13 protein-coding genes are annotated in these 13902 nt (G+C 62.9%); 6 read left to right on the top strand and 7 right to left on the bottom strand.

The genetic code is table 11. The features are described from left to right. Positions 1–834, top strand: a complete 834-nt coding sequence (yghU, locus tag JFV30_RS06620) for a glutathione-dependent disulfide-bond oxidoreductase (RefSeq protein WP_201122590.1) — start codon at positions 1–3, stop codon at positions 832–834. On the opposite strand, the gene JFV30_RS06625 is transcribed toward yghU, so the two are convergent. The 3 genes from JFV30_RS06625 to JFV30_RS06635 form a co-directional block, all read right to left on the bottom strand. Further along, a complete protein-coding gene (locus JFV30_RS06625; RefSeq protein ID WP_201122591.1) occupies positions 767–2125 on the bottom strand; it encodes a cation:dicarboxylate symporter family transporter in 1359 nt (452 codons plus the stop codon). The genes yghU and JFV30_RS06625 overlap by 68 nt on opposite strands. Before the next feature lie 91 nt (positions 2126–2216). Beyond that, positions 2217–3425: a pyridoxal phosphate-dependent aminotransferase gene (locus JFV30_RS06630; RefSeq protein ID WP_201122594.1), complete on the bottom strand. Its 1209-nt coding sequence runs from the start codon at positions 3423–3425 to the stop codon at positions 2217–2219. A gap of 11 nt (positions 3426–3436) precedes the next feature. Continuing rightward, positions 3437–4102 (bottom strand): RraA family protein, encoded by a 666-nt coding sequence (locus JFV30_RS06635; protein ID WP_010175929.1) that lies wholly within the window; start codon positions 4100–4102, stop codon positions 3437–3439. 116 nt (positions 4103–4218) lie between these two features. Here JFV30_RS06635 and JFV30_RS06640 point away from each other — a divergent pair, with 116 nt between their 5' ends. Beyond that, on the top strand, positions 4219–5127 hold the full coding sequence (locus tag JFV30_RS06640) for a LysR family transcriptional regulator (protein WP_010175927.1): 909 nt from the start codon (positions 4219–4221) through the stop codon (positions 5125–5127). Here the strand turns inward: JFV30_RS06640 and JFV30_RS06645 are convergent. Both JFV30_RS06645 and JFV30_RS06650 read right to left on the bottom strand, forming a co-directional pair. Beyond that, complete coding sequence (locus tag JFV30_RS06645) at positions 5112–6005, bottom strand: LysR family transcriptional regulator (RefSeq protein ID WP_201122596.1); 894 nt, start codon at positions 6003–6005, stop codon at positions 5112–5114. The genes JFV30_RS06640 and JFV30_RS06645 overlap by 16 nt on opposite strands. Further along, positions 5998–6915 (bottom strand): LysR family transcriptional regulator, encoded by a 918-nt coding sequence (locus tag JFV30_RS06650; protein WP_201122598.1) that lies wholly within the window; start codon positions 6913–6915, stop codon positions 5998–6000. Before JFV30_RS06650 ends, JFV30_RS06645 begins: the two co-directional genes overlap by 8 nt. A gap of 154 nt (positions 6916–7069) precedes the next feature. On the opposite strand from JFV30_RS06650, the gene JFV30_RS06655 reads away from it, so the two are divergent. The 3 genes from JFV30_RS06655 (at position 7070) to JFV30_RS06665 (ending at position 10202) form a co-directional block, all read left to right on the top strand. Further along, on the top strand, positions 7070–8434 hold the full coding sequence (locus tag JFV30_RS06655) for an MFS transporter (RefSeq protein ID WP_201122600.1): 1365 nt from the start codon (positions 7070–7072) through the stop codon (positions 8432–8434). A 28-nt stretch (positions 8435–8462) separates the two neighbouring features. After that, positions 8463–9503 carry a hydroxyacid dehydrogenase gene (locus tag JFV30_RS06660; protein ID WP_201122602.1) on the top strand — a complete coding sequence of 347 codons (1041 nt, stop codon included), beginning with the start codon at positions 8463–8465 and terminating at the stop codon, positions 9501–9503. A 96-nt stretch (positions 9504–9599) separates the two neighbouring features. Then, positions 9600–10202 (top strand): hypothetical protein, encoded by a 603-nt coding sequence (locus JFV30_RS06665; RefSeq protein WP_242487029.1) that lies wholly within the window; start codon positions 9600–9602, stop codon positions 10200–10202. 14 nt (positions 10203–10216) lie between these two features. Here the strand turns inward: JFV30_RS06665 and JFV30_RS06670 are convergent, their stop codons facing one another. Then, entirely contained in the window at positions 10217–10801 is a 585-nt protein-coding gene (locus tag JFV30_RS06670) for a TetR/AcrR family transcriptional regulator (protein ID WP_201122604.1), read from the bottom strand. Between the two features lie 114 nt (positions 10802–10915). On the opposite strand from JFV30_RS06670, the gene JFV30_RS06675 reads away from it, so the two are divergent. After that, a complete protein-coding gene (locus tag JFV30_RS06675) occupies positions 10916–11491 on the top strand; it encodes a flavodoxin family protein (protein ID WP_201122607.1) in 576 nt (191 codons plus the stop codon). Here the strand turns inward: JFV30_RS06675 and JFV30_RS06680 are convergent. Beyond that, positions 11466–13901 carry a TonB-dependent siderophore receptor gene (locus JFV30_RS06680; protein ID WP_201122609.1) on the bottom strand — a complete coding sequence of 812 codons (2436 nt, stop codon included), beginning with the start codon at positions 13899–13901 and terminating at the stop codon, positions 11466–11468. The two genes, JFV30_RS06675 and JFV30_RS06680, sit on opposite strands and share 26 nt — an antisense overlap. Between the last annotated feature and the right edge of the window lies 1 nt (position 13902).

The following is a 13902-nucleotide window of genomic DNA, read 5'->3' on the forward strand; positions in this document are numbered from 1 at the left end:
ATGACTGATTACGTACCGCCAAAAGTCTGGACCTGGAAGACCCAAAACGGCGGCACCTTCGCCAGTATCAACCGGCCCATCGCGGGTGCGACCCACGACAAGGAATTGCCGGTAGGTCGTCATCCGTTGCAGCTGTATTCCCTGGCAACGCCCAATGGCCAAAAGGTCACGATCCTGCTGGAAGAACTGTTGGCCCTGGGGCACACGGGGGCGGAATACGATGCGTGGTTGATCAAGATCGGCGACGGTGACCAGTTCGGCAGCGGCTTTGTCGGGGTCAATCCGAACTCGAAGATTCCCGCATTGCTGGACCGCAGCGGGCCCAAGCCGATTCGGGTGTTCGAATCCGGGGCGATCCTGCAGTACCTGGCCGAGAAGTTCGGCGCGTTCCTGCCCATCGAGCCTGCGGCCCGTGCCGAGTGCCTGTCGTGGTTGTTCTGGCAAATGGGCAGCGCGCCTTACCTGGGCGGTGGTTTCGGGCATTTCTACGCCTACGCACCGACCAAGATCGAATACGCCATCGACCGTTTCGCCATGGAAACCAAGCGTCAACTGGACGTACTGGACAAGCAGTTGGCCGAGCGCGAATACATCGCCGGCGACGAGTACACCATTGCCGACATGGCGATCTGGCCGTGGTACGGCGGCCTGGTGAAAGGCCGCTTGTATGAGGGTGGAGAGTTTCTCTCGGTACAGGATTACACGCACGTGCTGCGTTGGGCCGATGCCATCGAAGCGCGGCCTGCGGTGCAGCGTGGGCGCCGGGTCAACCGCGTTTCGGGCGAGCCGTCAGAGCAACTGCGCGAGCGTCATGACGCGTCGGACCTCGACTGACCCCAGCGCTCCCTGTGGCGAGGGAGCTTGTTCCCTCACCACAGGTGTCAGCGGCGCCGTCACGGCGTTCCCACTTGGCGATCACCAGCGGTGCCAGGGCATTGCCCAGCACATTCAACGCGGTGGTCGGCATTTCCATCAGGCGATACACCCCGGCGATAAAGGCGATGCCCTCCAATGGCAAGCCCGCACTCGCCAGGGTCGCCGACAAGATCACGAACATGAACCCCGGCACCCCGGCCGCGCCCTTGGACGTCAGCACCATGGTCACCACCAGCAGTGCCTGGTCGCCAAGGCTCAGGTCGATGCCATACAACTGCGCCACAAACAAGGTGCCGATCCCCAGGAACAGCGACGCACCGTCCAGGTTGAACGAATACCCCACCGGCACCACAAAGCTCACCAGTGAAGGCGGCACGCCGTAGGTTTCGAGCTTCTTCATCAGTTGCGGCATCACCGCCGCGGAGCTGGCCGTGGAGAACGCCAGGATCAGCTCATCCTTGATATGCCGCATCAGCGCAAACAGGTTGATCCCGCATAGGCGCGCCACCAGGTTGAGCACCACCAGCACGAAGAACGCGATGGACACGTAGCTGACCATGATCAACTTGGCCAACGGCAACAGCGAGCTGAAACCGAAGTTGGCCACGGTGACCGCGATCATCCCGAACACGCCAATGGGCGAGTAGGCCATGATCATCGACGTCACCTTGAACATCGCCTCCGACACCCCGCGCAGCACGGCAATCACCGGGTCCTTGCGCTCGGCCGGCAAACGCGAAACCCCCAGGCCAAACATCACCGCAAAGAACAGCACCGAGAGCAAGCTGCCCTGGGCCATCGCGTTGACCACGTTGTCCGGGATGATCCCGACGATGATCTGCCCCAGGCTGTGGCCACCGCCGGCGCTGCTGGTGGGCAAGGTCATTGCACTGGCTTGCAGGCTGGACAACTCGGTGCCGGCGCCGGGCTTGAGCAGGTTGCCCATCACCAGCCCGACGATGATCGCCAGGGTGGTGATGCAGAAGAAATAGCTCAGGGACTTGACCCCGATGCGCCCCAGGGACTTGCCGTCACCGTGCCCGGCAATGCCCACCACCATGCAGGAAAACACGATGGGTACGACGATCATCTTCATCAGCTTGATAAAGATATCGCCCGCCGGTTGCAGCAGGTTTTCAATCAGCCAGGGCCGGGATTCGGGGAAACGGTGCAGCAGGGCGCCGATGGCGATGCCGGCGAGCAAACCGATCAGGATCTGCCAGACCAGCGCGATGCGGGGCGTATGCATGGGAATGCCTCATTTATATCAATGATTATGAGTGTTGTTCTAGGCAGTCAATGAGCGGCCATCCGTGGCCGCCGGGTGGGGCGGGAATCCGTCAGCGCAATCGATGGCACGCTTCATTCAGGCGACGGCAACCTTCTTCAATCACGTCAAGGGAACTGGCAAACGACAGGCGGATATACGGCGACATGCCGTACGCCGCACCACTCACCGTCGCCAGGCCGTGTTCACGCAGCAGGTGCTCGGCCAGTTGGGTGTCGCTGGTGATCCGTTCGTCGTGCCCGGTGGTTTTACCCATCAACCCGGCGACGTTGGCGAACACGTAGAACGCGCCGTCGGGCGGGGTGAAGGTCACGCCGGGAATGTCGTTCAACAAGCTCAGCATGCGTTCGCGACGTTGCTGGTACACCTCGCGCATCCCGGCGATAGGCGCCTGGTCGCCGGCGAATGCGGCCACCGCAGCGGCCTGGCTGAGGGAGCTGGGGCACGTGGTGGTTTGCGAGAGCAACTTGGCAATGGCTGCGATCAGCCAGGCCGGGCCGGCCCCGAAACCCAGGCGCCAGCCGGTCATGGCGTAGCCCTTGGAGGCGCCGTTGACGATCAGCGTGCGCGGCTTCAAGTCCGGTGCGAGTCGGGTCAGCGATACATGCCGTGCCTCGTCGTAGACGAAGTGCTCGTAGATCTCGTCGGCCATGATCAACACGTGGGGATGACGGCGCAGCACGTCGGCCAGCGCGAGCAGTTCGGCCTCGTTGTACACCGCGCCGCTGGGGTTGTTCGGGCTGTTGAGGATCACCCATTTGCTGCGCGGGGTGATCGCCTGTTCGAGGGCGTGTGGCGAGAGTTTGAAACCCAGTGATTCGTCGCCGGGGATGATCACCGGCGTCGCGTCATTCAGCCGCGCGATGTCCGGGTACGACACCCAATACGGCGTGTGCACGATGACCTCATCGCCGCGATTCAGGGTCGCCGCCAGGGCGTGATAAATGATGTGTTTGCCACCGCAGCCGGCGACCACTTCGTCGAGGCCGTAGTCCAGCTGGTTATCGCGTTTCAGCTTGAGGCAGATGGCCTGGCGCAGGGCGAGGGTGCCGGTGGTGGCGGTGTAGTGAGTGTCGCCGCTGTGCATTGCGGCGCTGGCGGCTTCGAGGATATGCGCCGGGGTATCGAAGTCCGGCTCGCCCACGGTGAAGTTGACGATGTCCCGGCCCTGGGCGCGCAGTTCGGTGACCAGCGCGTTGGCCGCGATGCTCGGGGAGGGCGCAATGCCCAGCACCCGGTCCGACAGAAATGCAGTGCTCATGATGATCCCCTTCAATCCGCCAGGCCGGCCTGTTTCAAGACCTTGTCCATCCAGCTCTGGCGCACCGCACCGGTGGCGATTTCGGCTTTCACTTCTTCTTCATGGGCGGCGTGTTGGGCGGCCTTGCGCAGCACCTCGGCGGCGTCGGCCTGGGAGAAGGCGACCAGGCCGTCTTCGTCGCCCACCAGCAAATCCCCCGGGTTGATCAACATGCCGCCGATGGACACCGGCACATTCACCTCGCCCGGGCCGGTCTTGTAAGGGCCGCAATGCACCACGCTGCGGGCGTAGCAGGGGGTGTCCTCGAAGCTCGCGACATCCCGAATCGCCCCGTCAATCACAAACCCCACGCAGCCGCGTTGCTGGGCGTAGAGCTTGACCAGCTCGCCGATCACCGCGTTGTTGGTGTCGCCCTGGGCGTCCACCACCAGCACGTGGCCCGGCTGCAGCATGCTCATGGCCTTGTAGATCAGCAGGTTGTCGCCGGGGCGGGTTTTCACCGTGAGCGCGGTGCCCACCAGCTTGCCGGTGCGGTTGTAGCGGTTCAGCCCCCGGGCGCCGATGTGCCGGCCGAGGTTGTCGCTGATGTGCGGGGTGACCACCTGGGCAAACGCTTCAAGCACCTCGGCAGAAGCCAGGGGCGGGTTGGGCAGGATGCGGGAACCGGGCAAGGACATGGCGTATCTCCGATTGATCTTGTTGGACTGTGGCTAGATCTTAGGAGCGATGAACATACAGTTTTAGCGATATTTTATTATCTGATAGGATCGCTTTTTCTCATGGGAGGTGGCCGATGATCACGTTCAAGCAAATCGACGCGTTGTACTGGATTGCCGAGTTGGGCAGTTTCGAGGCCGCGGCGAACAAGCTGAATATGTCGCAGTCGGCGATTTCCAAGCGCATCCAGGAGCTGGAAGAAACCTTCGATGTGCAGGTCTTCGACCGCAGCAAGCGCAATGCGCGGTTGACCGAAAAAGGCGCCGAGCTGCTCGACTACGGCAAGGACCTGCTGGAGCGCCGTGACTACCTGCTGGAGCGGGTCAGCGCCCGGGAAGTGCTGGTGCGCAGGTTTCGCCTGGGGGTCACCGAGCTGACCGCATTGACCTGGTTGCCCGCCCTGGTCGAAGCGCTGCGCGAGGCTTATCCCAAGGTGCAGATCGAGCCGTCGGTGGAGTTGAGCAGCGAGCTGTTTCGCAAACTGGAAAGTGATCAACTGGACCTGGTCATCGTGCCCGATGCCTACAGTGATTCGCGGTTCCTGAGTACGCCGCTGGGCAGTGTGGAGAATGCCTGGATGTGCGTGCCCGGGCTGATCCCTGACAACGACCCGGTCAGCCTCGGGGTGCTGGCGGACTACACCGTGCTGACCCAGGGCTCGCAGTCGGGCACCGGCTTGACCTACGAGCGTTGGCTGGCGGCCCACGAGGTGCAGCTGCCCCGCACCCTGACCAGCCATAACCTGCTGGTTCAGGTGGGCCTGACCCTGTCAGGCGTGGGCGTGAGCTACCTGCCCACGGCCTGCCTTTCACACCTGGTAGAGGCGGGGGCATTGCGGGTATTGGTCACCGAACCGGCCTTGCCGAGCATCCGTTATGTGGCCCTGCACCGCTCGGACCGCCAGCTCGGTTTGAACCGCAACGTTGCGCAACTGGCCCGCCGATGCTGCGATTTTTCCCGGCTGTTGCTTCAGCGGTTTGTATGAGCCGCCGCGCACTGGCTGGCCAGCTCTGCCAGGGAGGCAGTCAGGCCGAGGTGGCCATGCTTGAGGAAGGCCAGTTGATAGTTGACCGGCTCGGGCGGGGTATCCAGGAGCATTTCCTGGAGTTCGCCACGCCGGACCTCATCACCAAACAGCCCTCGGGGTAAGCAACTGACCCCGACCCCGGCGCGGATCAACGCCACCAGCGCGAACAGGCTGTTGCTGCCATACACGCGGTTGAACTCGATCCCCGCCCGGGCAAACAACTGCTCGCAACGCTGGGTGATCCCCGAGTGCGCGCCCTGGACAATAACGGGCCACTGCGCGAGTTCCTTGAGGGACAGCGAGCGCGCATGCAACGCCAGGCCCGCCGGTGCCAACCAGGTGAATTCGACGGATTGCAAATCGATCGCCGCCATTGCCGGCGTCACGTAGTCCTGCGGGATCACCACCAGGTCCAGCTCGCCATCCAGCAACTTCCGTTGCAGCGACGCCGAAAGGTCAACATCCGGGTGCAAGGCCACCTCCGGATGAACTGCTTTCACCCGCGCCGCAAAGTCCGAAAACCAGGTCACCGTCACCAGTTCCGTGAGCCCCATGCGCACTGTGCGCAGGGCGTGCCGCGATGCTCCGCGCAGCCCGTCAAGCCTGGCGAGGCTGTCGATCAAACCTTCACAGGCCTCCAGCAGTTCGGCGCCTTTGGCACTCAAGTGCGCCTTGGGCCCCGCGCCTTCGAACAGCGGCAGGCACGCCTGCTTTTCCAACTCCTGCAAACGCTTGGTGACCGCCGATTGGGTGAGGAACAACTGCGTGGCCGCACGCTGCAAGGTGCCGAGTTTCAAGGTCCAGTAGAACGCTTCAATCTGCTTGAGGTTAATCATGCTCAAGGCCCTCCCGCTGATAGGGGTGGTGCAGGTCGCAATGGGTCCGGATCAACTCGATGACATGCCGCTGGAACGGGCTGTAGCTGTCGGCCCGGGCGAGCGCCACATAGGGTGTCGACGGCAGCGGCGGCTCGACACACAGCCGCACCAGTTGCCCACTCGCCAGGTAGGGTGCGGCGGTGGAGTCGGGCAGGTAGGTGACGCCGAGCCCCGAGACGGTCAGGCCGACCAGCGCGGCCAGGCTGCTGCAGGGAATATGCGCCTGGGGGCTGGCGTGCCGGGTGGCGAGCCAGCGGTCTACCAGCAACCCTGAGCCTGAGAGCTTGCCCTGGGTGAGCAGGGTGTAGCGGGTCAGGTCTTCCAGGGCCAGCGGCCGCTGGTGGTCGAGCAGGCCCGGGGCGCAGAACCAGCTGTTGTGCACCGCATCCAGCGCAACCTTGACCAGGCCGTTCGAGCTGAAGGCATCCGGCACCACGATCACGTCCACCTGGCCCGCCATCAGCAACCCGTGCAGGCGCACGCTGAGCTCCACTTCCGGCTCGATGCGGACCTTGGGATAGTGGGTCGAAATTGCCTTGATCAGGCGCGGCAGCCAGGTCAGGGCGCTCAGTTCGGTAATGCCGATGCGCAGTTTGCGGCTCAACACCTCGGGGCTGATCAGGCAACTGCTGACGATGTCGCGTTGCAGCAGCACCTGCCGGGCATGGGTCACGACTTCGGCGGCCATCAGGGTCGGTTTGGCGCTGCGCCCGCTGCGGTCGAACAGCGCGAAACCCAGCCAGTGCTCCAGTTCCTGGACCTGCCGGGTGATCGCCGACTGCACCAGCCCCAGGCGCGTGGCAGCACCCTCGAAGGTGCCGTGATCGACCACGGCAATCAATGCTTCCAGCTGTTTGAAGGTGGCCATAGGTGTTGTCTCATCTGGTTTTGGAATATTTTTAGTTCACGGAATATCCCTATGTCTACTTAAATTTCCTCGGCACTATTTGGCTCACGGCCTACTGGCGTGAATGACCCTTCACGAAGTTACCGACCATAAATCCAATAAAATCGGTGAAGAAATGAACGCGGATTCGAAGCCTGCCAGCGGCTTTCGCTGGGTTGTGGCGGCCCTGTTTTTCCTGGCCTATATGGTTGCCGGCGCCGACCGCGCGAACATCGGCGTGGTGGTGCCTTTCATCAAGCAGGAATACCACCTCAGCAACACCGACATCGGTGCCCTGGCCAGCCTGTTTTACCTGACCTACGCCATCGTGCAGATTCCCGCGGGCTACCTGTTCGGCAAGTACGGCATCCGCAAGCTGCTCACCGGCTCCCTGGTGCTGACCTCACTGGCCACGCTCTTGATCGGCTTCACCGGCAGCGTGCTGCAACTGAAGCTGGCGCGGGCGTTGTTGGGGGCGGCGGAAGGGCCGATCAATATCGGGATCGTGTCGATCATCAACCGGTGGTTTCCGCCGAGCGAGAAGGGCCTGGCCACCGGTATTTTCATGTCCTCGATCAAGTTCGCGCCGGCCTTTGTACCGCCGTTGTGTGCCTGGATCGTGCACCTGTATGGCTGGCGCGAGGTGTTCTACTTCTTTGCCGTGCCGGGGTTCTTTGTCGCGCTGCTGTGGTGGTGGCTGGTCAAGGATGACCCGGCGGACAGCCCGTATGTATCGCCCAGCGAAGTGCGGCATATCCAGGGCACCGAGGTGCACGGGCAGGTGGTGGCCAGGCCCATGGTGCGCATGCCGGCATGGGTCGACAGGCTGATTCGCAGCCGCGACGTCAAACCCCTGGCCGACAACAAAAGCATCCTGGCGTCGTGGAATGTGTGGGCCTGTGCGTTCGGCTATTTCATGATGGTGGGCATTACCTATTCGATCATGACCTGGATCCCGACCTACCTGATCACCGTCAAACAGTTTTCGGTGATCACCATGGGCGCGGTGGCGTCGGCCCCTTGGGTGGGCGCGGTGATCGGCAACCTGCTGGGTGGCTGGCTGTCGGACCGGGTCTTCGACAAGCGCCGCAAGCCGGCCATGCTGATCAGTTCGCTGGCCACGGTGGTGATGATGTTTGTGCTGCTGCATTCACCGAGCGATCCGGCGTTGCTGGCGGCAGTATTCCTGCTGGCGGGCGTGTTGCTGAATATCGGTTTCTCGACCTTCCTCGTGTACCCCATGGGCCTGGCGACCAAGGACCGGGTGCCGTTTGCCGCCTCCATCGTCAATACCGGCGGCTCGCTGGGCGGGGCCTTCGCGCCGTTCGTGGTCGGCCTGCTGCTGGACAGCTTCAGTTGGGACTACGTGTTCGGCTTCCTGGGTGTGTGTTCGCTGATCACCTTCGCCAGCGTGCTGACCATGATCGAACCACGGCCCGCTGCGCGTGCGCAGGATCACCGCGAGCCCTTGGCATCGCCCCTGGCTCACGCCAAACCCTGAACCACTCACTTTTTTTGAAGGATCCCGGATGAACGATTCGTCGCGCGTCATGCAGGTTTGTCGGCTCGATTTATGGATCAGCCCCGTGTTTGACGAACTAGTTTCCAGCGAGGCCAACCTGGCGCTGCAGGTGCTGGCTCATCAGGGCGAGGATCCGCGCACCCTGGCAGCCCTGAGCCGGGCCCATGCCTACCATGTGTCGGCGGCCAAGGACGAGCTGCCCCGGGCGTGGTTCGTCAACGAGGCGTTGATCGCGCAGTGCCCTGATCTGCTCTGCGTGTCTTCCGGTGGCGCGGGCTTTGATACGGTGGACGTCGATGCCTGCACCCGTGCAGGCATCGCGGTGGTGAACCAGGCGGGCGCCAATGCGTTTTCGGTGGCGGAGCACACCTTCGGTTTGCTGCTGGCGGTGGTCAAGCGCATCGTCGAGTCCGACAACAAACTGCGCCATGAACGCGGTTTCAGCCGTGAAGACCTGATGGGCGAAGAGATCCACGGCAACACCCTCGGGCTGATCGGCCTCGGTGAAATCGGCCGGCGCACGGCGCGCATCGCCCAGGGTTTTGGCCTGGAGGTGCTGGCGTACGATCCGTACCTGAGCGCTGAACAAATCCGCGAGCGGGGCGCACAGCCGGTGACCCTGGAGGCGTTGCTGGGGCGCAGTGACTACGTGTCGTTGCACTGCCCGTTGAACGCCACGACTCACCACCTGATGGGGGCCGAGCAGTTCGCGGCGATGAAGCCGGGCGCAGTGTTTGTCTCCACCGCCCGGGGCGGCATTCATGACGAAGCGGCGTTGTTCCAGGCCTTGAATAACGGCCACCTCGGCGGCGCCGGCCTCGACGTGTGGGCCTGCGAGCCGCCGGCGCAGGACGCGCCCCTGATGACGCTGCCCAATGTGGTCGCCACCTTCCACACGGCGGGCGTCACCCACGGCGGGCGGCGCAATGTGGCGAGGTCATCGGCGCAACAGATCGCCGCGATGCTTCGGGGCGAGCGTCCGGCGCACCTGCTGAACCCTGAGGTGTGGGAACGGTTCTGTGAACGCCTCAGCCAGGCCAGGAGTTGAGCGTCATATGTTTAAAGTATTCAAGTCGCATTATCTGGATATTTTTCAGGGGGCAACCGCGCTGATAGGCTTCTGAAAAACACGAGAACTGCCGACATGAAGTGCAGCAGCACCTTCGCCACTGTGCTGATCTCCTTCGCCTGGATGACGGTGGGAGCCAGTTGCACCAGCGTCGACCTCCAGGCCGGGGCCAACGCCAGGCACGACACTGATGCTCGCCAGGTCCTGCGCCTGGGCCATGACGCCCAGGCCTACCCGTTCCTGCTCTACGCCAACGCCGATCTCTACAACCCGCCCAAATCCGTCGAGCGCGCCGTGGTGATCATCCGCGACGAACACACCAGACTGGCGGGCGCCGCCGAGTTCTCCGGCGAACGCACGCTGTTGCTGGCCCCCGACTTCCTCACCCCGGAGGATGCAGGCGCCAGCGACGACATGCCCCTGTGGCCCCGGGATCAGTGGGTGCAAGGCATCGAATCGCAATACGGCCACAAGGGCATCCCCGCCTATCAGGTGCTCGACGATGTGGTGCACTACCTTTCCGACCGCCAGCGATTCCCGGCCCTCAAGGAAATCATCATGGTCAGCCATTCGGCAGGCGCGCAGTTGATGCAACGCTACGCCGTGGTCAATGACCTGGACCCCGGACTCAACGCCCACGGCCTGAGCGTCCGCTACATGGCCACCCTGAATCGCTGAGTGCGGCGCTGCTTTCACACATCCGCCAGCAGTAACGTGGAGGCCAGTGAGAGGAAATCCTCGTAGGGTTCGGTGGTGCGGTCCACCTTGCCGCGCAGGACGCTGCCCTGCAGCGCATTGATCAAGAAGCGCGCCGTGGCCTCGGGCTCCAGCCCGGCGCGAAACTCCCCGCTGGCCACGCCCTCGCGCACCAGTTGTGCAAATGGCCTGGCCCACTCGGCAAGGATATCCACCAGGGTGTTGCGCACGTCGTCGTGGCGCATGCTCATCTCGGCGGCCAGGTTGCCGATCAGGCAGCCATAGCCGTAATTCTCGCAGTCCCCGGGCGTAGAAATCCGCACCAGGGCCTCAAGCTTGCCCAGGTTATTCAGTTCGGTGTTGGCCAGGATGGCTTCGGCATTGGCGGTCCAGCCGTTGAAATAGCCCTTGAGGGCTTCGCTGGCAAAGGCTTCCTTGGAACCGAAATGCCCGAAGAACGAGCCTTTCTGCATGCCGGCCTCTTCCACGATGGCGTCCACCGAGGAACCGGCATAGCCCTGGCGATGTAACACCGCAATGCCTGCTGCCAGCAGCTCGTCCTTGCGTGAAGGTCGCCCCATCGTTATGCCCGCCTTTTCGAAAACAGTTGAAAAAGAGTCTAGGGTCACCTCTTGACGAGAGTCAAACCGACTGGTCAGTATGGTTACTCAAAAATCCTGACAGGACAGCTGCGCATGACCAACACAGTAGTGGTGTTTTTCTCTGGCTACGGCCATACCCGCCGCGTCGCCGAGACCGTGGCTGAAGGCGCAGGCGCGCGGCTGCTGGAAGTGGACGAACAGGGAAATATTCCCGAAGACGGCTGGGAACTGTTGAGCGCCGCCGACGGGATCATCTTCGGCACGCCCACCTACATGGGCTCCAGCGCCTGGCAGTTCAAGAAGTTCTCGGACGCCACCGCCAAGTACTGGTTTACCCGGGGCTGGCAAGACAAGGTGTTTGGCGGCTTTACCGTGAGCGCCAGCTTCAGCGGTGACAAACAGGTCACGCTGATCGGCCTGCAAACCCTGGCTTCCCAACACGGCGGCATCTGGGTCAGCCTGGGCCTGCTGCCGGCCAACACCGTGGCCGCCACCCGTAACGACGTCAACAACCTGGGCGGCTCGGTGGGCCTGATCGTACAGGCCCCGGCGGATGCGGACGCCTCCGGGATTCCCGACGGCGACATGAAGACCGCGCTGCTCTACGGCGAGCGGGTGGCGAAGATCGCCGGACGCCTCACACTCACCAACGATACGTCACCGAACTGACCAACTGGCGCTCATCGCCATACCGGCAAATCGCGAACTCGCAGTAGGTGTAGCGTTTGTTGGTGACGTTATTGGCGTTGAGCGCAACTTCCCAATGCGGGTCGATCTCGTAGCTGGCGCGGGCGTCATACAGCGTATACGCGGGCATCTCTGACGGCACGCTGGAGGCTTGGGTGGTGCCTTTATAGCGCGCTCCGCCGCCGAGGCGCAGTTGCGGCAAGCCGAGTTCTGCCAGGCGGTAATCGGCCCAGAGGGCAGCCTGGTGGTAGGGCGTGTCTTCGCTGCGCTGGCCGATTTCGCTGGCGATATTGCTTTTGGTAATGCGGGCGTCGATGTAGGCGTAAGAGCCGATCAGGCTGAGGTTCGGCGTGACTTCGGTCTTGGCCTCCAGCTCCAGCCCACGGGAACGCACCTCGCCGGTTTGTACCGAATAGGTGATATCGGTGGGGTCCTGGGTCAGTACGTTTTTTTGCACCAACTGATACACGGCGGCGCTCAGCAAGGTGGCGCTGCCTTCGGGTTGGTAGCGAATGCCGATTTCGTATTGCTTGCCTTCGGTGGGTACAAACGCTTGCCCTGTCTTGTCCACGCCTGCCACCGGAAAGAATGACTCGCTGTAGCTCAGGTAGGGCGCCAGGCCGTTGTCAGCCTTGTACACCAGCCCCGCACGCCAGGTGGTGGCCTCGTCGCTCTGGCTGGTTTTAGCGGAGTTGCGAAACAGTTCAGTGTCCTGGTCGGCCCAGTCGTGGCGGCCACCGAGTACGGCAATCCAGTGTTCGTCGAAGCTGATCTGGTCCTGGAAATACACGCCTTTTTGCAGGGCATCGATCTGCGAGCCCCGGTCGGTATTCGGTGCGCGGTTGACCACCACCGGCTGGTTGTTGACGTAGTTCGCCAGGTTCAACGACGGTGCATTGCCACGGAAATTGTGGGAGTCGTAACTGGTGTCATAGCCGTCGAAGCCCAGCAGGAAGGTGTGCTGCCAATCACCGAATTGCCATTTGCTTTCGAGGTTGGTGTCGCTGGCCAGGCCACGGGAACGTTCGACGCGGTCGCTGTACTGGCGGCGCAGGATGCCGGTGTTTTGCGCCGTGGCGATGAAGGCGGGCGTGGCGTTCACTTGCAGGTAGCGCCAGGTCACCTCCGACTGGTAATAACGCAGCTTGTTGCTGAGGCGGGTGTGCTCGTCGAACCGGTGCTCGAACTCGTAGCCCAGCGCCGACATCTCACCGTTCATTTCGTCGTAGTTCGGGTCGCCGATAAAGTCGTGACGGCCAATCTGGAACTTGCCGTCGCCGACGCCTTTTACCAACTGATAGGGCAGTGGCGCCGAGAAGCGGGTCTCGGTCTTCTGGTAGAACGACAACAGGGTCAGCGAGGTGTCGTCATCCGGGCGCCAGATCAGGGCCGGGGCGACGTAGACCTTGTCGTTGTTGATGTGGTCGGCGCTGGTGTCGCTCTTGCGGTCCAGCAGGGTCAGGCGGTAGCTCAAGGTCTCGCTGTCGCCCAGCGGGCCGGTGAAGTCGGCGGACAATTGCTTGCGATTGTTTTGCCCGGCCTGCACGTTCACTTCGTGGTACGGCGTCTGGCTCGGGCGCTTGCTGACGGTGTTGATCAGCCCGCCCGGCGACAGTTGGCCGTAGAGCACCGATGCCGCGCCGCGAATCACTTCGGCGCGTTCCAGTCCATAGGGTTCCTGCACGCCGTCGTAGGAGTTGTTTTGCAGGCGCAGGCCGTCTCGCAACGATCCGCCGGTGGCCGACTCGACGTCGAAACCCCGGATGCGAAAGCGGTCCGACGTGCGGTTGAAACTGGTGGGCTGGCTGGTGAAACCGGGCGTCAGGTCGAGGGTCTGGGACAGGGTTTCCGATTGGCGATCACGGATTTCGTCGCTGGTGACCACTGACAGCGATTGCGGGGTTTCGATGATCGGCGTGTCGGTCTTGGTGGCGCTCAGGTTGCGGGTGGCCACGTAGCCTTTGACGTGTTCGGTGGAGGCTTCTTCGGTCAGCCCGGTCACGGAAGTGGGCGCCAGTTCCAGTGAGCCCGATGTGTTGCTCACCGGCGTCAGCACAAACCCGTTGGCACCTTGCACGGCCTGGAAACCACTGCCTTGCAGCAGCCGGACAAAACCCTGGTTGACGGCGAACTCGCCTTGCAACCCGGCGGTGCTTAAACCGGCCACGCTGCGGGCATCGAACAGCAACGCCACGCGCGCCTGCTGGGCGAACAGATTCAGCGCCGGACCCAGGGCACCGGGTGCAATGGCGTAGCGCTGCACCTCGCTCTGGGCCGCCGCCGGCGAGCTGATGCCAAGGCCCAACAGGGAAAACGTCGCCAGGTTGATCGCCAGGGCAAGGGGCACGAAAGAACGCGTGGGGTGGCGCGAAACGCTGAAATCCGACGGCATG

It is taken from the genome of Pseudomonas sp. TH32 (genome assembly GCF_016650855.1).
GTDB lineage: Bacteria > Pseudomonadota > Gammaproteobacteria > Pseudomonadales > Pseudomonadaceae > Aquipseudomonas.

Bases quoted from the DNA above. Each gene is read 5' to 3' on its own strand.
- yghU (WP_201122590.1), top strand. From the start codon at position 1: ATGACTGATTACGTACCGCCAAAAGTCTGGACCTGGAAGACCCAAAAC.
- JFV30_RS06625 (WP_201122591.1), bottom strand. From the start codon at position 2,125: ATGCATACGCCCCGCATCGCGCTGGTCTGGCAGATCCTGATCGGTTTG.
- JFV30_RS06630 (WP_201122594.1), bottom strand. From the start codon at position 3,425: ATGAGCACTGCATTTCTGTCGGACCGGGTGCTGGGCATTGCGCCCTCC.
- JFV30_RS06635 (WP_010175929.1), bottom strand. From the start codon at position 4,102: ATGTCCTTGCCCGGTTCCCGCATCCTGCCCAACCCGCCCCTGGCTTCT.
- JFV30_RS06640 (WP_010175927.1), top strand. From the start codon at position 4,219: ATGATCACGTTCAAGCAAATCGACGCGTTGTACTGGATTGCCGAGTTG.
- JFV30_RS06645 (WP_201122596.1), bottom strand. From the start codon at position 6,005: ATGATTAACCTCAAGCAGATTGAAGCGTTCTACTGGACCTTGAAACTC.
- JFV30_RS06650 (WP_201122598.1), bottom strand. From the start codon at position 6,915: ATGGCCACCTTCAAACAGCTGGAAGCATTGATTGCCGTGGTCGATCAC.
- JFV30_RS06655 (WP_201122600.1), top strand. From the start codon at position 7,070: ATGAACGCGGATTCGAAGCCTGCCAGCGGCTTTCGCTGGGTTGTGGCG.
- JFV30_RS06660 (WP_201122602.1), top strand. From the start codon at position 8,463: ATGAACGATTCGTCGCGCGTCATGCAGGTTTGTCGGCTCGATTTATGG.
- JFV30_RS06665 (WP_242487029.1), top strand. From the start codon at position 9,600: ATGAAGTGCAGCAGCACCTTCGCCACTGTGCTGATCTCCTTCGCCTGG.
- JFV30_RS06670 (WP_201122604.1), bottom strand. From the start codon at position 10,801: ATGGGGCGACCTTCACGCAAGGACGAGCTGCTGGCAGCAGGCATTGCG.
- JFV30_RS06675 (WP_201122607.1), top strand. From the start codon at position 10,916: ATGACCAACACAGTAGTGGTGTTTTTCTCTGGCTACGGCCATACCCGC.
- JFV30_RS06680 (WP_201122609.1), bottom strand. From the start codon at position 13,901: ATGCCGTCGGATTTCAGCGTTTCGCGCCACCCCACGCGTTCTTTCGTG.